17 protein-coding genes are annotated in these 21,615 nt (G+C 73.5%); 11 read left to right on the plus strand and 6 right to left on the minus strand.

What is annotated here, in order from left to right:
- Positions 1 to 15: 15 nt before the first annotated feature.
- Positions 16 to 1,038, minus strand: a complete 1,023-nt coding sequence (locus HMPREF2863_RS07890; RefSeq protein ID WP_070639270.1) for a 3-oxoacyl-ACP synthase III — start codon at positions 1,036 to 1,038, stop codon at positions 16 to 18.
- A gap of 209 nt (positions 1,039 to 1,247) precedes the next feature.
- On the opposite strand from HMPREF2863_RS07890, the gene HMPREF2863_RS07895 reads away from it, so the two are divergent.
- Genes HMPREF2863_RS07895 through HMPREF2863_RS07905 form a run of 3 tightly spaced genes read left to right on the plus strand, consistent with a single transcriptional unit; the run spans position 1,248 to position 7,466 of the window.
- A complete protein-coding gene (locus HMPREF2863_RS07895; RefSeq protein WP_067188606.1) occupies positions 1,248 to 2,834 on the plus strand; it encodes a cytochrome ubiquinol oxidase subunit I in 1,587 nt (528 codons plus the stop codon).
- Between the two features lie 31 nt (positions 2,835 to 2,865).
- Positions 2,866 to 3,888: a cytochrome d ubiquinol oxidase subunit II gene (cydB, locus tag HMPREF2863_RS07900; protein WP_067188604.1), complete on the plus strand. Its 1,023-nt coding sequence runs from the start codon at positions 2,866 to 2,868 to the stop codon at positions 3,886 to 3,888.
- The gene (locus HMPREF2863_RS07905; RefSeq protein WP_070639272.1) at positions 3,885 to 7,466 is read left to right on the plus strand and encodes an ABC transporter ATP-binding protein/permease; all 3,582 of its coding nucleotides are present in this window, start codon (positions 3,885 to 3,887) and stop codon (positions 7,464 to 7,466) included. The genes cydB and HMPREF2863_RS07905 overlap by 4 nt, the downstream gene beginning before the upstream one ends.
- A 102-nt stretch (positions 7,467 to 7,568) precedes the next feature.
- Here the strand turns inward: HMPREF2863_RS07905 and HMPREF2863_RS07910 are convergent, their stop codons facing one another.
- On the minus strand, positions 7,569 to 10,160 hold the full coding sequence (locus tag HMPREF2863_RS07910; protein WP_070639274.1) for a DNA gyrase/topoisomerase IV subunit A: 2,592 nt from the start codon (positions 10,158 to 10,160) through the stop codon (positions 7,569 to 7,571).
- 49 nt (positions 10,161 to 10,209) lie between these two features.
- On the opposite strand from HMPREF2863_RS07910, the gene HMPREF2863_RS07915 reads away from it, so the two are divergent.
- The 3 genes from HMPREF2863_RS07915 to HMPREF2863_RS07925 all read left to right on the plus strand — a co-directional run bounded on the left by HMPREF2863_RS07915 (position 10,210) and on the right by HMPREF2863_RS07925 (position 14,869).
- A complete protein-coding gene (locus HMPREF2863_RS07915) occupies positions 10,210 to 12,942 on the plus strand; it encodes a bifunctional acetate--CoA ligase family protein/GNAT family N-acetyltransferase (RefSeq protein ID WP_070639276.1) in 2,733 nt (910 codons plus the stop codon).
- An 86-nt stretch (positions 12,943 to 13,028) separates the two neighbouring features.
- Positions 13,029 to 13,694, plus strand: coding sequence for a DUF5998 family protein (locus tag HMPREF2863_RS07920; RefSeq protein WP_067188597.1), 666 nt, complete (start codon positions 13,029 to 13,031; stop codon positions 13,692 to 13,694).
- Positions 13,691 to 14,869, plus strand: a complete 1,179-nt coding sequence (locus HMPREF2863_RS07925) for an alkaline phosphatase family protein (RefSeq protein WP_070639278.1) — start codon at positions 13,691 to 13,693, stop codon at positions 14,867 to 14,869. The genes HMPREF2863_RS07920 and HMPREF2863_RS07925 overlap by 4 nt, the downstream gene beginning before the upstream one ends.
- Positions 14,870 to 14,985: 116 nt before the next feature.
- Here the strand turns inward: HMPREF2863_RS07925 and sepH are convergent, their stop codons facing one another.
- Complete coding sequence (sepH, locus tag HMPREF2863_RS07930) at positions 14,986 to 16,455, minus strand: septation protein SepH (protein ID WP_083315313.1); 1,470 nt, start codon at positions 16,453 to 16,455, stop codon at positions 14,986 to 14,988.
- Positions 16,456 to 16,792: 337 nt separating this feature from the next.
- Between sepH and HMPREF2863_RS07935 the strand changes: the two genes are divergently transcribed.
- Positions 16,793 to 17,092, plus strand: coding sequence for a DUF4193 domain-containing protein (locus HMPREF2863_RS07935; protein ID WP_070639280.1), 300 nt, complete (start codon positions 16,793 to 16,795; stop codon positions 17,090 to 17,092).
- A gap of 128 nt (positions 17,093 to 17,220) precedes the next feature.
- Here HMPREF2863_RS07935 and HMPREF2863_RS07940 read toward each other — a convergent pair whose 3' ends face one another.
- Entirely contained in the window at positions 17,221 to 17,742 is a 522-nt protein-coding gene (locus tag HMPREF2863_RS07940) for a DUF3093 domain-containing protein (RefSeq protein WP_070639281.1), read from the minus strand.
- 72 nt (positions 17,743 to 17,814) lie between these two features.
- On the opposite strand from HMPREF2863_RS07940, the gene dut reads away from it, so the two are divergent.
- From dut to HMPREF2863_RS07960, 4 genes are read left to right on the plus strand one after another with little or no spacing between them, the layout of a single operon-like run.
- On the plus strand, positions 17,815 to 18,315 hold the full coding sequence (dut, locus tag HMPREF2863_RS07945; RefSeq protein WP_070639283.1) for a dUTP diphosphatase: 501 nt from the start codon (positions 17,815 to 17,817) through the stop codon (positions 18,313 to 18,315).
- A 25-nt stretch (positions 18,316 to 18,340) separates the two neighbouring features.
- Complete coding sequence (locus HMPREF2863_RS07950) at positions 18,341 to 19,099, plus strand: DUF3710 domain-containing protein (protein WP_070639285.1); 759 nt, start codon at positions 18,341 to 18,343, stop codon at positions 19,097 to 19,099.
- 1 nt (position 19,100) lies between these two features.
- The gene (locus HMPREF2863_RS07955; RefSeq protein WP_067191155.1) at positions 19,101 to 19,394 is read left to right on the plus strand and encodes a hypothetical protein; all 294 of its coding nucleotides are present in this window, start codon (positions 19,101 to 19,103) and stop codon (positions 19,392 to 19,394) included.
- Positions 19,391 to 20,167 (plus strand): DUF3159 domain-containing protein, encoded by a 777-nt coding sequence (locus HMPREF2863_RS07960; protein ID WP_227718818.1) that lies wholly within the window; start codon positions 19,391 to 19,393, stop codon positions 20,165 to 20,167. The genes HMPREF2863_RS07955 and HMPREF2863_RS07960 overlap by 4 nt, the downstream gene beginning before the upstream one ends.
- A gap of 41 nt (positions 20,168 to 20,208) precedes the next feature.
- Here HMPREF2863_RS07960 and HMPREF2863_RS07965 read toward each other — a convergent pair whose 3' ends face one another.
- Complete coding sequence (locus HMPREF2863_RS07965) at positions 20,209 to 20,883, minus strand: potassium channel family protein (RefSeq protein ID WP_070639287.1); 675 nt, start codon at positions 20,881 to 20,883, stop codon at positions 20,209 to 20,211.
- Positions 20,880 to 21,554 carry a potassium channel family protein gene (locus HMPREF2863_RS07970; RefSeq protein WP_067191159.1) on the minus strand — a complete coding sequence of 225 codons (675 nt, stop codon included), beginning with the start codon at positions 21,552 to 21,554 and terminating at the stop codon, positions 20,880 to 20,882. Before HMPREF2863_RS07970 ends, HMPREF2863_RS07965 begins: the two co-directional genes overlap by 4 nt.
- Between the last annotated feature and the right edge of the window lie 61 nt (positions 21,555 to 21,615).

The raw sequence follows: 21,615 nt of genomic DNA on the forward strand, positions 1-21,615 counted from the left end.
GCGTGGTCCTCCTTCTCACCACTGGATCTCGAGCATGGCGGTGTTCAGTCCGGAGCCGACGCCGAGGCAGAGGACCTTGTCCCCGCGCTCGAGGGTGTCCTGCTCGCGGACGAGGGTGATGGGCAGGGACGCGGGGCCGATGTTGCCGAGCGTCGGGAAGGTGGTGGGGACGCGGTCGAGGTCCAGGCCGGCGGCCTCCGCGATCGCGTTGGTGTGCAGCTGGGAGACCTGGTGGGTGATGAACCGGTCCGCGTCCTTCCAGCCCCAGTCCGCGGGCGCGTCGTTCCAGGCGTCCATGACGAGCTCGAGGCCGCCGTCGAGCAGGCCAGTGGAGTCGGTGTACATGCCGTTGTGGTCGCCTACGCAGAGCAGGTGGTGCTCGGAACCGGCGCGGGTGACGCCGCGGACGATGCGGTGGCCCTCCGGGTGCTCCTCGGCGGAGCCGATCACCGCGCCGGCGGCGCCCGAACCGAGGGTGAGGGAGGCGAACTGCTCCATGAAGTTGCCGCGGTTGGTCTGTGGGGAGTGCAGGTTCTCCACGGTGGCGTCCTGGACCTTGAGGGCGTCCTCTCCGGCCACGACCACGGCGTAGTCGATCTGGCCGGCGTCCACGAGGGAGGAGGCCAGCATGATGCCGTTGACGAAGCCGAGGCAGGCGTTGGTGATGTCGAAGTTCACCGCGGAGGTCGGCAGGCCCATCATGTGGTGGACGCCGACGGCCACGGACGGCTCGAGGGTGGCGCGGGTGACCGAGGTGTTGACGATCAGGCCGACCTGGTCCGGGCGCACCCCCGCGGCCTCGAGGGCGGCGGTGCCGGCGCGGGCGGCGGCCTCCTGGAAGTCGCCCGGCCTGTCCCAGTTGCGGCGGGCGCGGACACCGGCCACGCGCTGCAGCAGCCCCTTGGGCAGCTTGAGGCGCTTGAGGACGTCGTCCAGACGGACGTCCAGCTCATCGGAGGTGAGCTCGTTCGGGGCCTCGACCTCGGTCACCGCCAGGAGGGCGGCGCGGGAGTATTCGAAGCTGGCGTTGCCGGACACGTTCGGTTACCTGGGCCAATCTGCTCGGGGCACGTCTGTCGGGCCCGCCGAGCGGGCAGGCCGGAGAACGAGTCTATCCCCCGGGGGGACCGAGGACCTCAGGAGGGTGATCGGAGCCACTCGACACATGCCTGACCGGTGATGGCCCAGGGGTATCCTGAGAACGTCCCACACCGTGGAATCACGTCTCTGCGCTGGAGTCTCACAGTATGGATCCCCTGGAACTCGCCCGCTGGCAGTTCGGCATCACGACCGTCTACCACTTCCTCATGGTCCCGCTCACGATCGGCCTCGGCCTGCTCGTGGCGGTCCTGCAGACCGCCTGGTTCGCCACCGGAAAGGAGGCGTATCTGCGCATGACGAAGTTCTGGGGAAAGCTCTTCCTCATCAACTTCATCATGGGTGTGGCCACGGGCATCGTGCAGGAGTTCCAGTTCGGGATGGCCTGGTCCGAGTACTCCCGCTTCGTGGGCGACGTGTTCGGCGCCCCGCTGGCCATGGAGGCGCTCATCGCGTTCTTCCTGGAGTCCGTGTTCCTGGGCGCCTGGATCTTCGGCTGGAAGACGCTGCCGAAGGCCGTCCACCTCGCCGCACTCTGGCTGGCCGTGATCGGCGCCCACTTCTCCGCGTTCTTCATCATGGCGGCCAACGCCTTCATGCAGCATCCGGTGGGATACCGGGTCGTGGACGGACGCCCGGTGCTGGACGACATCGGCGCGGTGCTGACCAACCCGATCCTGCTGACCCACTTCCCGCACACCCTCATGGGCGCCTACGCCGTCGGCGGGGGCTTTCTGCTCGGCATCTCCTGGTACCACCTGTGGCGACGACGTGCCGACGGCATCGACACCGTGGACGCGGACGGCCGTGTGGTGGTGGGGGAGACCGGCTCGGCCGCCCGTGACCGCCAGGACCACACCGTCTGGCTCCGCTCCCTGCGGATCGGCGCCGTGGTCGCGATCATCGGGTTCGTCGGCACCGCCTTCACCGGTCACGCGCAGGCTCAGCAGATGATCGAGAACCAGCCGCTCAAGATGGCCTCCGCGGAGGCGGCCTGCCACGACGGCACCGCGTTCTCGGTCTTCTCCTTCGCCGACCTCTCCAACCGGTCGGGCGCCACCACCTGCGACGACGTCGTCGGAGTGGTCGAGATCCCGGGCCTGCTGTCCTACCTCGCCTATGAGGACTTCACGACCCCGGTGAAGGGCGTCACCACCCTCATCCCCGAGTACGAGCAGAAGTACGGCACCCACCTGCCTGACGACCCCATGTACGGCGAGCGCGCCGGCATGCAGATCGACTACCAGCCGCTCATGGAGGTCACCTACTGGGGCTTCCGCCTGATGATCACCTTCGGCGGCCTCGCAGCGCTCGCGGCCGCCTGCGCCCTGTGGATGACGCGCAGGGGGACGGTGCCGGCCAGCCGGAACTGGATGCGCGTGGCCGTGCTGTCCATCGGAGGCTCCTTCGGAGCGAACATGGCCGGCTGGGTGTTCACCGAGATGGGCCGCCAACCGTTCGTCGTGGCCCCGAACCCCGCCCTGCCCGCCGGCGACCAGGTGTTCATGTTCACCGCCGCGGCGGTGTCCCCGGGCGTCGACGGGTTCGAGATCCTCGTGTCCCTGATCGTCTTCGCCCTGCTCTACGGCACGCTGCTCGTGGTCGAGGTCGTCCTGCTGGCCCGCTATGTGCGCGGCGGTGTGCCCGCCGGCATGCCGGAGCTCACCGCACACGAGCACGCGGACCCCGCCGACCACGACCACGACGAGGACGACGTCCTCGCCTTCGCCTACTGACCCGCGATCGGGACCCAAGGAGAACGTCACCATGGCAGAGACCCTGCCCACCATCTGGTTCGCCCTCATCGGAGTCCTCTGGCTCGGCTACCTGCTGCTCGAGGGCTTCGACCTCGGCGTCGGGATGCTCATGCGCCTGTGGGCGCGGGACGAGCGCTCCCGGCGCCAGCTGCTCAACACCATCGGTCCCGTGTGGGACGGCAACGAGGTGTGGCTGCTCACCGCTGGCGGCGCGACCTTCGCGGCGTTCCCGCACTGGTACGCCTCGCTGTTCTCTGCCCTCTACCTGCCGCTGACGCTGACGCTGGTGGGACTGATCCTGCGCGCCGTGGCCATCGAGTACCGCGGCAAGGCGATCACCGACGCCGGGCGCGCCGTATGGGACGCCTGCCTGGCCGGCGGCTCGCTGCTGGCCGCCTTCACCGTGGGCGCCATGCTCGCCCTGACCACCACCGGCCTGCCGCTGGATGCCAACGGCGACCGCGTGGGCGGCCCCTTCGTCTGGATCACCCCGTATGCGCTGCTCGGCGGCGTGGCGGTGGTCCTCTACGCGATCGCCCAGGCATGGGCATTCCTCGGCCTGAAGACCGACGGCGCCGCGCGTGAGGCGGCCCGTCGGGTGCTGGGCCGCTGGCTCCCGGTGCTCGTGGCGCCGTTGGCCCTGTGGGTGGTGCTCGTGGTCGCCCGCCGCGGCGCCGTCCTGCCGTGGGTGCTCACGGTGCTCGCCGTGGTGGCCCTGGCGGCGGCCTGGATGTGGGCGCGTGCCGGCCGTGAGGGCCTGACGTTCGCCGGCATGGCGGGCTTCCTGGCCGCCGGCGTGGCCGCGCTGTTCACCGCCGTCTACCCGGTGGTGCTGCCCTCCACCATCGACCCCGCGTACAGCCTCACCGTGGAGAACGCCTCGTCGGGTGCCTACACGCTCACTGTCATGGCGTGGGTGACGGTCGTCTTCGTGCCGATCGTCCTGGCCTACACCGCCTGGTCCTACTGGACCTTCCGCCGCCGCATCGCCGTCACCCACATCCCCACGGCCCACGCGGTCCGCCCGGTGTGAGTCGTCCCGACGACGGCCGGGCACCTCGGTCTTCCGGCCCCCTTCCCCGAGACTCCGCCTCCCGGCGGCTGCTGGTCCCCCTGCTGGGCTGCGCCGTGCTGCGTGCGGGCGGATGGATCCTGCTCGCCGAGGCGCTGACCCGGCTGCTGACCGGGCTGGCTGCGGCCCTGCCCGTCCCCGATGCCTCCGACCTGCTCGACCTGCTCCTGCGCCCGCCGGCCCCTGCCGGGCCGGTGGAGGCGGACCAGGTCGGCCTCGCCCTGCTGCTGGGCGCGGCGGGCACCCTGCTGCGTGCGGCGGCGGAGGCGATCGCTCCGGCGCTGGGGCGCCGGACCTCCCTGCAGGTGCAGGCGGACCTGCGCCGTGCGCTGCTGCGGCGCCGCCTGGACGAGGCCGACGCCCTGGGCGAGGATGTGGGCCCGGACGCGGTGGTGGCGACCCGCGGCCTGGAGGGACTGGACGACTACCATGCGCGGGTGCTGCCCGCCCTGGCCGCGGCCGCGGTGGTCCCACCCGCGCTGATCGGGTGGGCGCTGCTGCGAGATCCGCTGTCCGCGCTGCTGCTGCTGCTCACCCTGCCGCTGGTGCCGTTGTTCATGGTCCTGATCGGCCGGCACACCGCCGAGCGCATCGCCGACTCCGCCGCGGGACTGGCCCGGCTCTCCTCCCAGCTGGCCGAGCTCGCCCGTGGGCTGCCGGTGCTCGTGGGCCTGCACCGGGCCGGGGTGCAGCGGCGCTCTCTGGAAAGGGTCTCCGAGCGGCACCGGGCCGCCACGATGGGCACCCTGCGCACCGCGTTCGTCTCCGGTCTTGCTCTGGAGCTGATCGCCTCCCTGTCCGTCGCGGTCGTGGCGGTGGTGATCGGCGTGCGTCTGGTCTCCGGGAGCCTGGGGCTCGCGGAGGGGCTGGTGGTCCTGGTCATGGCCGCCGAGGTCTACCTGCCGCTGCGGGACCTGGGTGCCGCCTTCCATGCCACCGAGGATGCCGAGGCGGCCCGGGACCGCATCGACGCCCGCCTGCACGAGCCGCTGCGTGTCCCCGCCCTGGACAGGCTGCGGGGCGCAGACGACGCAGGTGAGGACCCTGCGCAGCCGGTGCTGGCCCTGGACGGGCTGCGGATCGCCTACGGGGCCGGGCCATGGGTGGTGGACGGCCTCGACCTGTCCGTGCCCGCCGGCGAGGCCCGGGTGCTCTCGACCGGGTCCGGCACCGGCAAGTCCACCGTCCTGCACCTGCTGGCCGGGCTGCTCCGCGACGACGACGTCCGTGTGGCCGGCACGGTGCGGGCGCCCGAGCCCGGACGCGTCCTGTGGCTGGGGCAGCATCCGGAGTTCGCCGCCCCCACGGGCGCCGAGGAGCTGGCGTTGGCGGGGGCGGACCCGGTGCAGGCCCGGTCCGCTCTGGAGGCGGTGGGCCTTCGCGCGGACCTGGCGGAGCGCCCGGTCGACGACCTCAGCCCCGGGGAGCGGCGTCGTCTTGCCCTGGCCCGGCTGCTCGCCCGGCTCGCGCAGACGGGCGACGACGACGCGGACGGCGCGCCTCGGCTGGTGCTGCTCGACGAGCCCACCGCCCACCTGGACGAGACGGCGGCGGACCGGGTGCGCAGACTGCTGCTGACGATCAGGACGGATCGGGTGCCCGGACTGTCCCTGCCGCCGGTCGCCCTGCTCATCGCATCCCACGACCCCGCCCTCGCCGGATCAGGGCGGCCGCCGACGGCCGCCGTGGCCGATGCCGGCATCGATGCGGTCGATACCGGGCCGCCGGTCGCCTCCACCGCACAGCGTGTCCCGCGCGGGCGCCACGTCCTCCGGCTGCTGCCCTGGGATGCCCGCAGGCTGTGGGCGTCGGTCGGCTGGGCCGTGGGGACCCACCTGTCCGCCGCGCTGCTGGCCGGTCTGTCCGGCTGGCTGATCGTCATGGCCGCCTATCAGCCGCCGATCCTGTACCTGCTGGCCGTGATCGTGCTGGTGCGGGCGTTCGGCGTGTCCCGCGGCGTCTGCCGCTACCTGGAGCGGCTGTCCGCCCACGACGCGGTGCTGGCGTGGGCGGGCCGGCTGCGTCTGCGGATCTGGGACCGCCTCGGCGCGGATCCCGCCGCCTTCCGCCGGCTCAGCCGGGCCGACGGGGCCCTGTCCGCGCTCGTCGCGGACGTCGACGCACTGCGCGACGCCGTGCCCCGCGTCCTCGTCCCGGTCCCGGCGGCGCTGCTGGCCTGGGCTGTCACGGCCGCGATCGTCTCCGTGCTGGCCCCCGGTCCGGCCGCGGCGGCCCTGCCCGTCGCGGCCGCCGGGCTGGTGCTGGTCCCCGCGGCGGTGCTGCTCGTCGACCGGGCCGCCTCCGGGGCCGCCGCCACGCGACGCTCGGCGCTGCTCGGACACGTCACCCGCCTGCTTCAGGCAGCGGCAGACCTGCACGCCAACGGCCTGGCAGAGCGCGCCCTGCAGAGGCTTGACCGGACCGCCGAGCAGCTGGACGCCCCGGCACGCCGCGCCTCCCGCGCGGCCGGGCTCGGGGCGGCCCTGGCCGTGGCCGCGTCCTCGGCGTCCGCCCTGGCCGCCGCCCAGGCCGCCCTGGACACCGGCACCGCCGCTCCGGCCGCGGCGTTGGCCGTCCTTATCGCTCTGAGCTGGGCCGAGCCGCTGGCCGCCCTGGGGACCGCCGCGGCGCAGCTGCCCGTGCTGCGGGATCGGGGCCGCGCCGTCGCGCCACTGCTGGCCGGGCCGGAGCCGACCGGATCGGGGCGTCCGACATCCGCCGCCGAGGCCGACACCGTCGTCGAGGCCGACACCGTCGTCGAGACCCTGCTGCTCGAGGACGCCGCCGCGTGGCATCCGGGGGCACAGGAGCCGGTCTGGACCGGCCTGGACCTTCGTGCTCGGCGGGGCGAGCGGATCGGGGTGGTGGGGCCGTCCGGCTCCGGCAAGTCCACGCTGCTGTCCGTGCTGCTCGGCCTGCTCCCGCCTGCCCAGGGCCGCTATGCGCTGCTCACCGCGGCGGAGTCGGAAGAGGTGGAGTCAAAGGAGGCGGGGCCGGAGCTCGGGCCCGGGACGGCCCCGGTGTGCCGGCCGGGCGCCGACGCGGCCGGCACGGGGCGCCGAGCCGAGGCCGGGCGCAGGCCCTCGGCGGACCGCCTGCGCCGGGTGGCGTGGACGCCGCAGGACGCGCTCGTGTTCGACTCCACCGTGCGCGGCAACCTGGCGCTGTCCCGAGACCCGCAGCAGGCCCCGGACGAGGAGGAGCTGACAGACGCCCTGCGCCGGGTCGGGCTGGACGGCTGGCTCGCGGCACAGCCGGACGGGCTGGACACCCGGGTCGGACCGGGCGGCCGGCGACTGTCCGGCGGGCAACGTCAGCGTCTCGCGGTGGCCCGGGCCCTGCTGGCCGGGGCGGATGTGGTCCTGTTGGACGAGCCGACGGCGCACCTCGGCCGCGACGAGGGCCACGCGCTCATGCAGGATCTGGTGGCGGGCCTGGGGGAGAGGATCACGGTGACGGTCACCCATGACGAGGCGCTGGTGGCGGACGCCGACGTGGTCCTGCGGCTCGGGGCCGAGCACGGCCACCGCCGGCGGTGACCCGACGCCGCGTCAGGGGCCGTCACGGCGCGCAGTGAGTCGTCGTCCACGCGCTCGGCAGGTCAGCCCCGGGTGCCGGAGCGGTGACCTGCACCGCGACGCTCACTCGGCCGAGACCTCCACCGCGTCGTCGGCCTCCGGGGCGGCGGCCACCAGGATCGGCGAGGCGCCGGAGCCGATCGCCTCGATCCTCTGGTCCACCGGGACGCCCGAGCCGTCGCGGCGGCCGAACTCGGTGGGCAGGGCGCGGGCGACGCCGGCCTTCGACGCGGCGAGGGCGGGGGAGGCGCCGGCCCAGGCCAGCACCACGGCGTTCTCGCCCTTGAGCATCCGGTGGGCGCGGACGCCGGCGGTGCCGCGGCCCTTGGTCGGGTACTCGCCGAGCGGGGTGACCTTCACGGACCCGGGCGCGGAGCCGAGCAGGTCGGACTGGCCGTCGGCCACGGTGACCACCACGGCCGGACGCTCGGAGGAGGACAGCTCGGCCTCGGGCACCACGGTGCCGGCCGGGGCGACGGCGAACGCGAGGACGGTGTCCTTGTCCGCCACACGCATGCCGGCCATGCCGCCGGCGGACGGGCCCTGCGGACGGACCAGCGAGGCCTCATAGTGCAGCAGCTGGCCGGCGGCGGTGACGAACACGAGGTGGTCCTCGTCCTGCACTGCGGGTGCGGCGCCCACCACGGCGTCCCTGTCCTTGAGGGTGATGGCCTCGAACACGTCCCGGTTCAGCGGCCACTGTGGGCGGACGCGCTTGACCACACCGCGGGCGGTGCCGATCGCCAGGACGGCGTCCAGGGGGACGAGGGCGACGAGGGACTCGCCGCGCTCGAGCGGGACGAACTCCTTGGCGGGCACGGACTCGGCCATGGCCGGGGAGGCGGAGGCCTCCGCGGCGGCGGGGATGTCCACGACCTGGAGGCGGTGGAGGCGGCCTGCGGAGGTGAGGGCACCGATCTCGCCGCGGGCCGTCGTCGGGACCACGGAGGTGTAGGAGTCGTGCTTGTGGCGGCGGCCGACAGGGGCGATCGGGGTCCGGTCCGCGGTGCGCAGCAGGCGGCCCGCGGTGGACAGCAGCACCCAGCAGGGGGTGTCCGCGACCATCATCGGGGACGCGACGGCCCCGGCCTCCTTCGCCGCCGGGGCGGAGGCGGTGGGGGAGGCGAGGTTCTCGGCGTCGAGCAGCCGGGTGCGGCGGTCGTCGCCGTACTCGGCCGCCACGTCCGCCAGCTCGCCGGAGACGACCTCGCGCAGGCGGGCGTCCGAGGCGAGGATGGCCTCCAGCTCGGCGATCGCGGCGGCCAGCTCGTCCCGCTCTGCTTCGAGCTCGATGCGGGAGAACCTGGTCAGCTGGCGCAGGCGCAGCTCGAGGATGTGGTTGGACTGGACCTCGGTGAGGTCGAAGACCTGCATGAGGCGGGTGCGGGCCGCGGCGGCGTCGTCCGAGGTGCGGATGATCTCGATGACCTCGTCGATGTCGACCAGGGCCAGCAGCAGGCCCTCCACCAGGTGGAGCCGGTCCCTCTTCTTGCCGAGGCGGTACTCGGTCCGGCGACGCACCACGGACAGGCGGTGGTCCACGTAGACCTGGAGCAGCTCCTTCAGCCCCAGGGTCTGCGGCTGGCCGTCCACGAGGGCCACGTTGTTGATGCCGAAGGTCTCCTCCAGCGGCGTGTGCTTGTAGAGCGCGGCGAGCACCGCCTGCGGGTTGAACCCGGACTTGAGCTCGATGACGAGCTTGAGGCCGTTCTTGCGGTCCGTCAGGTCGACGACGTCGGAGATGCCGGTGATCTTCTTGGCGTTGACGCCGTCCTTGATCCGCTCGATCACCTTCTCCGGGCCGACGCCGTACGGCAGTTCGGTGACCACGAGTCCGGTCTTGCGGGCGGTGACCTGCTCCACGGCGACGGTGGCGCGCATGCGGAAGGAGCCGCGGCCGGTGGCGTAGGCGTCCTTCACCCCGTCCAGGCCCACGATCCGTCCGCCCGACGGCAGGTCCGGGCCGGGGACGTGCTCCATCAGGTCCGCGAGCTCCGCGTCCGGGTGCCAGAGCAGGTGGCGGGCCGCGGCGACGACCTCACGCAGGTTGTGCGGGGCCATGTTGGTGGCCATGCCCACCGCGATGCCGGAGGCCCCGTTGACCAGCAGGTTCGGGTAGGCCGACGGCAGGACGCCGGGCTGGGTGAACTGGTTGTCGTAGTTCGGGACGAAGTCGACCGTGTCCTCGTCCAGGTCGGCGGTCATCGCCAGCGCCGCCGGAGCCATGCGGGCCTCGGTGTAGCGCGGGGCCGCCGGACCGTCGTCGAGCGAGCCGAAGTTGCCGTGGCCGTCCACCACCGGCAGGCGCAGGGAGAACGGCTGGGCCATGCGCACCATGGCGTCGTAGATCGCGCCGTCGCCGTGGGGGTGCAGCTTGCCCATCACCTCGCCGACCACGCGCGCCGACTTCACATGCCCCTTGTCCGGGCGCAGCCCCATCTGGGACATCATGAACAGGATGCGCCGCTGGACCGGCTTCAGGCCGTCGCGGGCGTCCGGCAGGGCGCGGGAGTAGATCACCGAGTACGCGTACTCGAGGAACGAGCCCTCCATCTCCTGCGCGACGTCGACGTCGACGATGTTCTCCTGCTCCACGGGAACGGGCTGCGGGGCGTCGCCACCGGCCGAGCGGGAACGGGTCGATCGGGCTGTCATGGTGCTTCGGGAGTCCTCAACGGTTCGGAGATTGTCTAGGCTGAATCCTATGGGTGAGAAGCGTCAGAAGCCTGTATATCCCCGCCACTGGGAGGCGGACGTCGTGCTCAGGGACGGCACCACCGCCCGCCTGCGGCCGATCACTCCGGACGACGCGGACGGCCTGCAGGCCATGCACCGCGGCCAGTCGGAGTCGTCGATCTACCTGCGCTACTTCACGTACAAGTCGCAGCTGTCCAAGAAGGACCTCGAGCGCTTCACCGTCGTCGACTACAAGGACCGCGTGGCCTTCGTGGTCCAGCGCCGCGGCCGCATCCTCGGCGTCGGCCGCTACGACCGCTACCCGAACCAGGACGTCGCCGAGGTGGCGTTCAACATCGCCGACGACGCGCAGGGCCGCGGCCTCGGCTCCATCTTCATGGAGCACCTGGCCGTCGCCGCCCGTGAGAACGGCATCCGCCGCTTCACCGCCGAGGTCCTCCCGGAGAACCGCAAGATGCTCTCCGTGTTCCAGGAGTCCGGCTTCGAGATCGCCCGTCGCTTCGAGGACGGCGTCGTGGCCGTCGAGTTCCCCATCGACCCGACCGCCCGCTGGCGTGCCGTCATGGAATCGCGCGAGCACCGCGCCGAGGCCCGGTCCGTCTCCGAGATCGTCAACCCGTCCTCCGTGGCGGTCGTCGGCGCCTCGCGTCACCCCGAGTCGGTCGGCCACGTGGTCCTCGAGCACATCCTCGCCGGCGGCTTCACCGGGGACGTCCATGCCGTCAACCGCGAGGCCTTCGAGGTCTGCGGTGTGCCCGCCCACGCCCATGTGAAGGACATCCCGGGCCCGGTCGACCTCGTGGTGGCGGCCGTCCCCGTGGACGAGATGCCGGGCGTCGTCGAGCAGTGCGCCGAGCACGGCGTCAAGGGGATCCTTGTGCTCACCTCCGGCTACGCGGACGCCGGCGCCGAGGGCGTGGCCGCCCAGCGCGCGCTCGTCTCCCGTGCCCGGTCGGAGGGCATGCGCATCATCGGCCCCGCCTCGCTCGGCGTGATCTGCACCGACCCGAAGATCCGCCTGAACGCCTCCCCGGCGCCCGGCATGCCGGCTCGTGGCCGCATCGGCCTGTTCAGCCAGTCCGGCTCGATCTCCGCGATGCTCGCCTCCTCCGCCCTGCGCCGCGGCATCGGCGTGTCCACCGTGATCAGCGCAGGCAACCGTGCCGACGTCTCCGGCAACGACGCGATGCAGTACTTCGAGGACGACCCGCAGACCGCCGCCGTGGGCGTGTACCTCGAGTCCTTCGGCAACCCGCGCAAGTTCTCCCGGATCGCGCGCCGCCTCTCCCGCACCAAGCCGGTCGTGGTGGTCCGCTCGGACGTCACCGGACGCAACCTGCCCCCGGGCCACGAGACCCGCACCACCCGGGCACCCGAGGGCACCGTGGACTCCATGCTGGACCAGACCGGCGCGATCGAGGTCATCACCCACGAGGAGCTCATGGACCTCATGCAGGCCCTGGCCTCCCAACCGCTGCCGCGCGGCCGCCGCGTGCTGCTGGTGGGCGACTCCCTCGCCCTGGACCGCCTCGCCCGGGACGCCGCCTCCGCCGAGGGCCTCGAGGTCGTGGACACCGTCGGCCTCGCCTCCGCCGAGGACGGCACCGCCCGCCACGCAGACGCCGTCCGCAAGGATCTGGAGACCGCGCTCGCCGACGGCCGCGCCGACGCCGTGGTGGTCATCGCCCGCGCCGGCCTGCACCAGTCGGCCGAGGTCCCCGCCGATCTGGCCCGCGAACTCTCGGACGCCGCCCGCGGCGCCGAGGTGCCGGTCCTGGTCTGCCTCACCGATGTGGTGGACCCGGAATACTCCGGTGCGCTGCTCGCCGGCTCGGCTCCGCTGGACGACGACGCCGAGCCCGGTGCCCTGCAGCCGGGCGTCCCGTTCTACCCGTCCCCTCAGAAGGCCCTGCGCGTGCTCGGCCGCCTGGCCACCTACGTGGACTGGCGGGACGAGGACATGGGCGAGCCGATCGAGCTCGAGGGCGTGGACCGCCACACCGCGGAGGAGATCGTGGAGGCCGCCGTGGCCCGCGGCAACAACGGCACCGAACTCACCCGTCTCACCCCGGAGGAGACGGCGCGCCTGTTGGGCTGCTATGGCATCTCCACGCTCCCGTCCGAGCGCTTCAGCACCACGGATGAGGCCGTGGAGGCGGCCGAGCGCCTCGGGTTCCCGGTGGCCGTGAAGGCGGTCGACCCGCACCTGCGCCACCGTCTCGACCTGGGCGGTGTGCGGCTGTCCATCACGGACGCGGACTCGCTGCGCCGCAACGTGGAACAGATGCGCCAGGCGCTGAAGGCCTTCGGCGTCACCGAGCTCGAGGTGCAGGCCATGGCGCCGGCCGGCCAGGCCGTTACCGTCACGGCCCTGGAGGACCCGCTGATCGGCCCCGTGGTGTCCTTCGGCATCACCGGCGACGCCACCGACCTGCTGGACGACTGGGTGCACCGCGTCCCGCCGCTGACCTCCGGAGACGTCTCCCAGATGGTCCGCGCCCCGCGTGCCGCGTCCAAGCTGCAGGCCCACGGCGGTGTGCCCGCCGCGGACATGGGGGCCCTGGAGGACCTCGTCTCCCGCGTGGCCGCCCTCAAGGACGACCTGCCGTCTGTCGCCCGCCTGAGGTTCGCCCCCGTCCTGGCCGGCCCCGGCGGAGTCACGGTGCTGCAGGCCGAGGTGGACGTCGCGGACGCCGGCCAGCGCACCGACTCCGCCCGCCGTGCCATGCGTGGGGACTGACCTCTGAGACGACGCCCCTCGGCGCCGCCAGGGCGTCGCCTGTGGATGCGGCGGTCAGGTGTCCGGGCGCCGATAGCATGGAGCCCATGACCCCGCTGCGCAGGAACCACGAGCACGACGACCATCGCTCACCGCTGAACCGCCTGGGCGCGGCCGAACAGGGCCGCCGCTGGACGGTGGGCTCGGGTCCGTCGCTGACCGAGTCCCTCGCCCGCGCCGGGTTCTACCCGGACCTGGTGGCGCACCACCTGGCCCAGGAGCTGGAGGGGCGGCAGCCACTGGCCCACCTGGTGCACGTGGACACCCACTTCGACTACGACGAGATCCACCGCCACATCACCGTGCTGGTGGTGTGTGAGGACGTGGTGGTGGCCGCGCACCTGGACGACCACCCGCTGGACACCGAGGGGCGCCGCATGCTGGCCCAGATCTCCACGGAGCTCGTCCCGGTGTCCGCGATCGGCTCCGTGGTGATCACCACCGGCCACGCCGAGCCCGAGCGGTTCCGCCCCACCGACCCGGTGGCCGAGATGACGCTGGCCGTGCAGTGGGCCGGCGGCCAGCGCCTGGACCTGCAGCCGGCCGGCTGCGCCGACCCGAACTGCGAGGCGGACCACGGCTATACCGGCACCTCCACGCGCGAGGACCTCGTGATCCGCGTGGCGGCGGACGCCGACGGGCGTGCCGCGGTCGAGGACGCCCTGGCGTTCGCCCGCACCCTGCGCCGCGTCCACCTGGCGGCGGTCGCATGAGCGCACCCGTCCCCGCCGGCGTCGTCCCGGCCGAGCGGCATCTGCGCTCCGTCATGGCCTCGGCGGCCGCGGCGCTCGGGGTGGAGGGGCTGGACAACGCGCTGGCCTGGCCGCAGACCCGCCGTGCCGTGGTCGCACTGGTGGACGGGCTCGGCCGCAACGTGCTGCGCCGCTACGGCGGTCACGCCCCGTTCCTCAAGTCCGCCATGGAGTCCCACGGCCGCGTCCTGCAGGCGCCCGTGCCGACCACCACCGCGGCCTCCCTGACCAGCCTGGGCACCGGCGAGGAGCCGGGCGTGCACGGCGTGGTCGGCTATGACGTGCTCGATCCGGAGCGGGGCGTGGTGGTGAACATGCTCGGCGGCTGGGACCCGGCCACCGTCCCGGAGCAGTGGCAGCCGCTGCCCACCGTCCTGGAGCGGGCCGAGGCGGCCGGCTGTGCGGTGGTCACGGTCTCCCTGCCTCTGTTCGCCGGCTCCGCGCTGACCCGCGCCGCCCTGCGCGGCGGCGAGTACCGGGCCGGCTCCACGATGGCCGCCCGCATGCAGCTGGCCCTCGGCGTGCTGGACAGCGTCCGGCAGCCTGCCCTGGTCTACCTGTACTTCAACGAGCTGGACAAGGCCGGCCACCGCGACGGCCTGGGCTCCGACTCCTGGCTCCATGCCCTCGAGGAGGTCGACACCACGCTGAAGCGGCTGCACGAGCGGATGCCGCCCGGCTCCACCCTCGGCATCACCGGGGACCACGGGATGGTGGACGTGCCCGACTCCCGTCGGCTCGACTACGCGGAGGCGCTCGAGGACGGGAGTCTGCGCTTCCCGGAGCTGCTCGACGGCGTGGAGCACACGGCGGGGGAGCCGCGCCTGGTGCAGCTGCACTTCGGGGCGGACGTCTCCGCCGAGCGCCGCGCCGCCGTGGCCGAGGCCTGGCGTGCCGCCCACGGCGCCCACGCATGGGTCCTGACCCGGGACGAGGCGGTGGCCGCCGGCTGGTTCGGCGCCAAGGTCGCGGACCGGGTGCGCCCGCGCATCGGCGACCTGCTCATCGCCGCCCACGGCGACCTGGCCCTCTACGACGGCCGCCGGGTCGGTGCCCACGCCTTCGAGATGGTCGGACAGCACGGCTCGCCCACCCGCGCGGAGCGTGAGGTGCCCCTGCTGCTGCTCAGCACCTGAGCGGGGAGAGCCCCTCCTGACGGTGCCCTGCCGTGCGTCCTGACGGTGCCCTGCCGTGCGCCGTCTCCCGTGCGCCGTCTCCCGTGCTCCTGGGGGGGCGGAGGCCCGGGAGGGGGTCAGTCGTTCTTGCGGCCGAAGACGATCTCGTCCCAGCTCGGCACGGAGGCACGGCGGGTCGAGGACTTCGACCGGGTCGGCTCCTTCTGCGCGCCGGGCTTCGGCTCCGAGGTGTCCTTGATCAGCACGTCCGCGATGCGTCCGCGCGAGGTCCCGCGGCCGGAGGTCGACCGGCCGGGGCGAGGCTTCTGCGCGGCGTCCTCGTTGGCGGCCTCGTCCTCGGCGGCCTTGTTCTCGTCCTGCGGGTTCGTGGTCTCCTCAGCCGCGGCATCCTCGTCACGGGCGACGGCGTCGCCCGCGTCCTCGTCACGTGCGGGGTCCGCGGAGCGGAAGGCGTGCACGGAGGCCAGCGGGCTGTCGTCGCCGGCGTCCTCGTCGTCCCACAGGTACTCGGTCCGGTCGGCCGAGACGGCGGAGCCGGCGCCGGTGTCGTCTGCGGCCGCCAGGGTCGGCTTCGCCGGCGGCTGCGGGTTCGGGGTCTCCTCCCGCGTGAGCATCAGGGCGAGGGCGTCGTCGGACTCCTCGTCTGCGCCGAGGCGCTGGCCGCGGCGGGCCCGGAGGATGTCGAGCAGCTCCTCGTCCGGGTCCGGGGCGGTGTCCGGGTGCAGGGCGGTCGGCTCGGCGGCCGGGCGCTCGGGGACGTCCCCCGCCTCGACGTCGAACGGGGTCTCGTCGTCCTTCGACCGGCCGGAGGGGATGTTCCAGGTCTCGGCGTCGGCCAGCAGCTGGGCCCAGCGGTTCACGTGGTCCACCTGCTTGGCACCCTGGCGGAACGCGAACCGGGCCGGCGGCTGCTCCTGCGTCGGCTTGGAGCGCAGCCCTTCCAGGCTGAAGTCCGCGACCACGGTCCATGGGCCCGGGCCCTCGCGCCAGGCGTCCCAGGTCACGGCGTCCGCGTCCAGGCCGAGCTCCTGCAGCCGATGGGAGACGAGCTCGCCCAGGGTGCTCGGGCCGCCGTCCTCGACCGTGGAGGAGTAGAGGTCCGGGCCACCGACCCACACCTCGAGCTGCTGGACCTGCTGTGCGATCCACGCGCGCTCGGCCAGGACCGGGTACTCGAAGACGCGGACACGGGCCAGGGAGGCGCCGGTGGCCTCGGCGACCTGCTCGGCGGTGGCGCCGGCGCGGATGCGGGCCTGGATCTCGCGGGGGGACACCTGGGCGGCCGGGACCTCGTCTGCGGCGTCGGCGCCGGGGCGGGTCGAGGAGCCCGGGCGGGGCCGGCCGACGGCGCCGGCGTCGTCCTGCCGGCCGTCGGAGGCGACGTCCCCGGCGGAGGTGGGGCGGTCGTCGTCCTTCTCCCGGGACGCCGTGGCGGCGGGGGAGTCGGCGGTGCCGCCGCCGGAGTCGGCGGTCACCAGAGAGCGCACCTCGTCGGTCAGGGGGAGGGTGTGCTCGCCGCCGTCCTGGTCGGTCAGCCGCAGGGCGGTGCCGTCCTCGGTCAGTCCAGCCGGTCGCATCTCGGCCATGGGCGCCAGTGCCTTCCTTCGGGTCGTCTCCGTGCTCACCGGTGCGGCGGCGTCGGCCCGGGCCCGGACGGGTGCCGTCAGGACCGGGCGCGCCTGCGCGCGTCCGTCGTCCGATCCTAGAACACGTCCACGCTGTGACGAACGGAACACGGATGCGGCCGGCTCTCACTTGGCACCGCGCCGACGATCGTGCACAATCTACGCGCAACGGCGCCGTGTGGTCAGCCCCTCGTCGGGGTGACGAAGCCCCACAGTGACCAGCGGTCCGTCCCCCTTTCTTCACCGGCGGTGCGGCCCGTCCCGCCGGTCCAGACCTGAGCGGAGCGTGAGATTCCCCATGGCCACCGACTACGACGCCCCCCGGAAGAACGACGACGACGGCACCGAGGACTCCATCGAGGAGCTGAAGTCCCGTCGCACGGACACCCAGTCCGCCGTCGTCGACGAGGATGAGACCGAGGCCGCGGAGGGCTTCGAGCTGCCCGGCGCCGACCTCTCCAACGAAGAGCTGATGGTCCGGGTGCTGCCCGCCCAGTCCGACGAGTTCACCTGCGCCTCCTGCTTCCTGGTCCGCCACCGCTCGCAGGCCGCGCGCGAGAAAGGCGGCCTCATCTTCTGCACCGACTGCGAGAGCTGATCCGCCGGGCGCACCCGCCGGCAGCAGACCACGCAGAGCGCCCCGGGCATCCGATCGGATGTCCGGGGCGTTCTGGCGTGTCAGGGCGGGTAGTGCGCAGCCTCTGGTCCCTTGCGCGGCGCTGCGACTCAGCGGTGCCCGTCGTGCTCCAGGTCCTCCGCCTCGGCGGTGTGCATGGTGCCGCCGAGGGCCTCGACGAGCTCCTGCGGACGGCGGGTGCTGGTCAGCCAGTACGGGGTGCGGTCGCGTTCGTCGGTGAGCTGGATGCGGACCACGGGGGAGATCCACCCGCGGATGACCGTGTAGGCGAGGCCGTGCAGACGGGCGCCGCGCTGCTGACGGGCGTCGTCGCCCAGGAAGCCGGTGACCTCGCCGAGGTAGGAGCGCTCGATGCGGGCCTTGCCGACCTGCAGGTCCGTGCCCGTCACCACGATCCGCGGAGTGGACGTGACCAGGACGATCGCCTCCACGATGAAGAACAGGACTGCCGCCACGATGCCGGTGGTCAGGTTGATCGGCGCGAACACCAGCACCGAGAGCGCGGCCAGCATGACGGCCACGACCCACACGCCCATGGACGGCGTCAGGCGCTCCTCGAACAGGACGGTCTCGGCCTCGGCGGCGGGGGCGGTCTGCTGGTTCTCACGCATGTGCTCCAGCTTCCCACACGCACCCTGCTCCGCCCGGCCCGGCGCGCGGTCGCTCGGGTAGAGTGGCCCGCTGTGAGTGACATCCACCGCATCCCTGTGCCGCTGCAGCTGCTGGACGATGGGCTCGAGCCGCCCGCCTACGCCGTCGAGGGCGACGCCGGCGCCGACCTGCGCACCACCGTGGACGTGGAGCTCGCCCCCGGGGAGCGCGCGCTGGTCCCGACAGGCGTGGCGATCGCCCTGCCCGCCGGTTACGCCGCCTTCGTGCATCCGCGCTCGGGCCTGGCCGTGCGCCAGGGCCTGAGCGTCGTGAACGCCCCCGGCACCATCGACGCCGGCTACCGTGGCGAGATCAAGGTGCCGCTGGTCAACATGGACCCGTCCTCGCCGATCCGCCTCCAGCGCGGTGACCGCATCGCCCAGCTGGTGGTCCAGCCGGTGGTGCAGGCCGACTTCGTGCGCGTCGAGCGGCTCGAGGACTCCGCCCGCGGCGCCGCCGGATTCGGATCGACCGGAGGCTTCACCCCGGCCGCCGGACCGGACGCCGCCGCAGCCCCGCAGAACGACCGCTGAGCCGGACGCCCGCAAGGAGGAACGCATGATCTTCGGACGCAACCGCAACGTACGCCATGAGCAGGTCACCCTGCCCGAGGAGCTGATGGAGGACCGGGACCGCATCGCGGCCGGCCTGATGCCTGCCGGCGACGACACGACCGGCCCGTTCGACGTGGCCGACCGTCCGGACGCCAAGGGCTACATCGACCTCGGCTCCCTGCGCATCAAGGCCCGCCAGGGCATGAAGCTGCGCCTGGACTTGGAGGACAAGACCCAGCGCGTGATCGCCGTGACCGTCACCGCCGGCACGTCCGCCGTGCAGCTACAGGCCTTCGCCGCCCCGCGCCGGTCGGGCCTGTGGGACGACCTGCGGGCCGAGATCCTCGACGCTCTGGGCACCACCCCCGGTGCCGTGGCGGACGAGCGGCAGGGCCGCTTCGGCACCGAGGTCATGAGCCGTGTGCCCGCCTCCATGCCGGACGGCTCGCCGGGCTGGAACGTGGCCCGCTTCATCGGCGTGGACGGGCCCCGCTGGTTCGTGCGCGGCGTGATCCAGGGTGAGGCCGCCCTGCACCCGGAGGACGCCGAGGAGATCGAGGGCGTCTTCGCCGACCTCGTGGTCGTCCGCGGTGAGGAGCCCGTCCCGCCGCGCGAGCTGCTCCCGCTGCGCCCGCCGGTCAACGCGCGGCCGGTACGTCGTCGTCGGCCGGGCGGCGAGTCCGCCGACGTCACCGGCGAGCGTGCCCCGGCCGAGGCCCCGCAGCTGCCCGAGCGCGGTCCCGAGATCACCGAGGTCCGCTGACATGGCCGAGACGGTCGAGCGCGTCGGCGTGGTCGCGACCGTCACGGTCCCGGCGGCCGACGCGGACGCCGTCTTCCGCGCCGAGCTCGCGGAGGCCCTGCCCGAGCCGGGGCAGGAGTCTGCCGAGGACACGGTCGTGCTGCTCTGGCATGGGCGCCGCCGAGTGCCCCAGGTGCTGCCCGGGCAGTGGCTGCGGGTGCGCGGAACGCTGACCACCGCCGACGGCGTCCCCACCGTCCACAACCCCGCCTACGACCTGGTTCCCGCACCGGGTCGCCGACAGGAGCGTCCGTGACCCAGCCCGACGAGCACCCCCGTCCCTCCGGGCGTCCCGACGACGGCGGCGCACCCGGACAGCACCGGCCCGCCCCGGCGCCGGGCCGCGACGCCGCTGAGGCGGACGCGCCCCTGTCCCCGGACGCGCCCTCCGCGCTGATGCGCTCGTGGGGCGGGTCCGCACGGCTGGACGAGAAGGGCCGACTGGACCCGTTGGCGAGTGTGGGCGGCTGGCGCGGCATCGTGGAGGCCTCGCTGCCGACCTTCGTGTTCATGGTCGCCTTCATGGTGACCCAGGCGGTGTGGCCCTCCGGCGTCGCCGCGGTGGGCGTGGCCGTGGTGATGGGCGCGGTGCGCCTGGTCCAGCGGCAGTCTCCCGTGCAGGCCGTCGCCGGCCTCGCCGTGGTGGTGCTCTGTGTGGTCATGGCCCTCACCACCGGGCAGGCCCGCGACTTCTACGTCTGGGGCTTCGTGACGAACGGTCTCTACTCGCTGGGGTTCGTGGTCTCGATCCTCGTCGGCTGGCCCGTGGTGGGCCTGATCTTCGGCATGGTGCGCGGGGAGGGGGTGGACTGGCGCCACGACCGTGCCCGCCGCCGCGCCTACGCGGTGGCCACGTGGATCATGGTGGCCGTCATGCTCACCCGTCTGGCGGTGCAGCTGCCGCTGTATCTCGCCGAGGCCACGACGGCGCTCGGTGTGGCGCGTCTGGTGATGGGCCTGCCGTTCTACGCCCTCGGGCTCTGGCTGGCCTGGTCCGTGTCCGCGCCGCGGAGGACGGCGGCGGGCTGAGGCGGGGCGCCGTCCCCCGGGCCGGTGCGCGACGGAGTCGGTCAGGACCGACCGTCCACCGGGTCCACGAGCAGGTCACGCAGCGTCGCCTCCGAGTCCGTCGAGCTCAGGAAGAACACCTCGTCCCCGGCCTGCAGCACCTCGTCAGCCTGCGGCGTCCGCGGGCGGCCGTCGCGCACGACCGCCACGAGCGGGGCCTCGTCCGGCCAGCTGATGGAGCCGATGCGCCGTCCGACGGTCCAGTGGTCCCGGGGCACGGTGTACTCGGACAGCGCCGCCGCGCCGGAGCCGATGTCCAGCAGCCGGACGAGGTCGCCGGTCTCCACCGCCTCCTCCACGAGCGCCGTCATGATCGACGGGGTGGAGACCGCCACGTCCACGCCCCATGCCTCGCCGAACAGCCAGTGGTTGCGCGGGTTGTTGACACGGGCCACGGTCCGGCCGACGCCGAACTCGCTGCGGCCGAGCAGGGACACCACGAGGTTCGCCCGGTCGTCGCCCGTGGCGCACACGAGCACGTCCGCCCGGTCCAGCTCGGCGCGGCGCAGCACGGACAGGTCCGCGGCGTCGCCGACCAGGACGGCGGCGGAGCCCAGGTCGGCGCGCTCGGCGATCTCGTGACGGTGCTCGATCACGCACACCTCGTGCCGGCGGGCGCACAGCTCCCGTGCGATGGACGTGCCGACCGCGCCGGCCCCGACGATGACCACCCTCATGACTCCTCCTTCTCCGGTGCACCGGCCACGAGGGCCTCGACCTCGTCACGGCGGTCCACCGGGTGCACCAGGTGCACGACGTCGCCCTCCTGCAGCAGCGTCTCCGCGGAGGGGACGACGCCCTCGCCGAAGCGGGTCAGGTACGCCACCCGGGCCTCGGTGACCTCCTCGAGCTCGCCCACGGATCGGCCGTACCAGGACGCGGCGCAGGTGAGCTCGCCGATCAGCAGCTCGCCGGAGGCGTCGCGGTGCTCGGAGCGCCCGGTGCCGGCCGGCAGCAGGCGGGAGAGGATGCGGTCGGTGGTCCACTGCACGGCGGCCACGGTGGAGACGCCGAGGCGCTGGTACACGGTCGCCCGCTCCGGGTCGTAGATCCGGGCCACGGCATGGCGCACGCCGTAGTGCTCGCGGGCCACCCGGGCGGCGATGACGTTGGTGCTGTCGTCCGCGGAGACCGCGGCCATGCCGACGGCCTGCTCGATCCCGGCCCGGCAGAGGATGTCCTGGTCGAAGCCGACGCCGGCGACGGTGGTGCCGGAGAAGTCCTCGCCGAGCGCCTCGAAGCGGTGCCGGTCGCGGTCCACCACGGCCACCGAGTGGCCGGCGTCCTCGAGCGTGCGGGCCAGGGCGACGCCGACGCGCCCGCAGCCCAGGATGACGAAATGCGCCACGGTGAGTGCCTCCTCCTGCGGCCACGCTGGCCGCCGATCGCCATCATCCCACCCGGAGAGG

Origin of the sequence: Micrococcus sp. HMSC067E09, assembly GCF_001812555.1 — a bacterium.
Classification (GTDB): Bacteria; Actinomycetota; Actinomycetes; order Actinomycetales; family Micrococcaceae; genus Micrococcus; species Micrococcus lylae.

Bases quoted from the DNA above. Each gene is read 5' to 3' on its own strand.
- HMPREF2863_RS07940 (WP_070639281.1), bottom strand. From the start codon at position 17,742: ATGCGTGAGAACCAGCAGACCGCCCCCGCCGCCGAGGCCGAGACCGTC.
- HMPREF2863_RS07915 (WP_070639276.1), top strand. From the start codon at position 10,210: ATGGGTGAGAAGCGTCAGAAGCCTGTATATCCCCGCCACTGGGAGGCG.
- HMPREF2863_RS07935 (WP_070639280.1), top strand. From the start codon at position 16,793: ATGGCCACCGACTACGACGCCCCCCGGAAGAACGACGACGACGGCACC.
- cydB (WP_067188604.1), top strand. From the start codon at position 2,866: ATGGCAGAGACCCTGCCCACCATCTGGTTCGCCCTCATCGGAGTCCTC.
- HMPREF2863_RS07920 (WP_067188597.1), top strand. From the start codon at position 13,029: ATGACCCCGCTGCGCAGGAACCACGAGCACGACGACCATCGCTCACCG.
- HMPREF2863_RS07965 (WP_070639287.1), bottom strand. From the start codon at position 20,883: ATGAGGGTGGTCATCGTCGGGGCCGGCGCGGTCGGCACGTCCATCGCA.
- HMPREF2863_RS07925 (WP_070639278.1), top strand. From the start codon at position 13,691: ATGAGCGCACCCGTCCCCGCCGGCGTCGTCCCGGCCGAGCGGCATCTG.
- HMPREF2863_RS07955 (WP_067191155.1), top strand. From the start codon at position 19,101: ATGGCCGAGACGGTCGAGCGCGTCGGCGTGGTCGCGACCGTCACGGTC.
- HMPREF2863_RS07910 (WP_070639274.1), bottom strand. From the start codon at position 10,160: ATGACAGCCCGATCGACCCGTTCCCGCTCGGCCGGTGGCGACGCCCCG.
- sepH (WP_083315313.1), bottom strand. From the start codon at position 16,455: ATGGCCGAGATGCGACCGGCTGGACTGACCGAGGACGGCACCGCCCTG.
- HMPREF2863_RS07895 (WP_067188606.1), top strand. From the start codon at position 1,248: ATGGATCCCCTGGAACTCGCCCGCTGGCAGTTCGGCATCACGACCGTC.
- HMPREF2863_RS07950 (WP_070639285.1), top strand. From the start codon at position 18,341: ATGATCTTCGGACGCAACCGCAACGTACGCCATGAGCAGGTCACCCTG.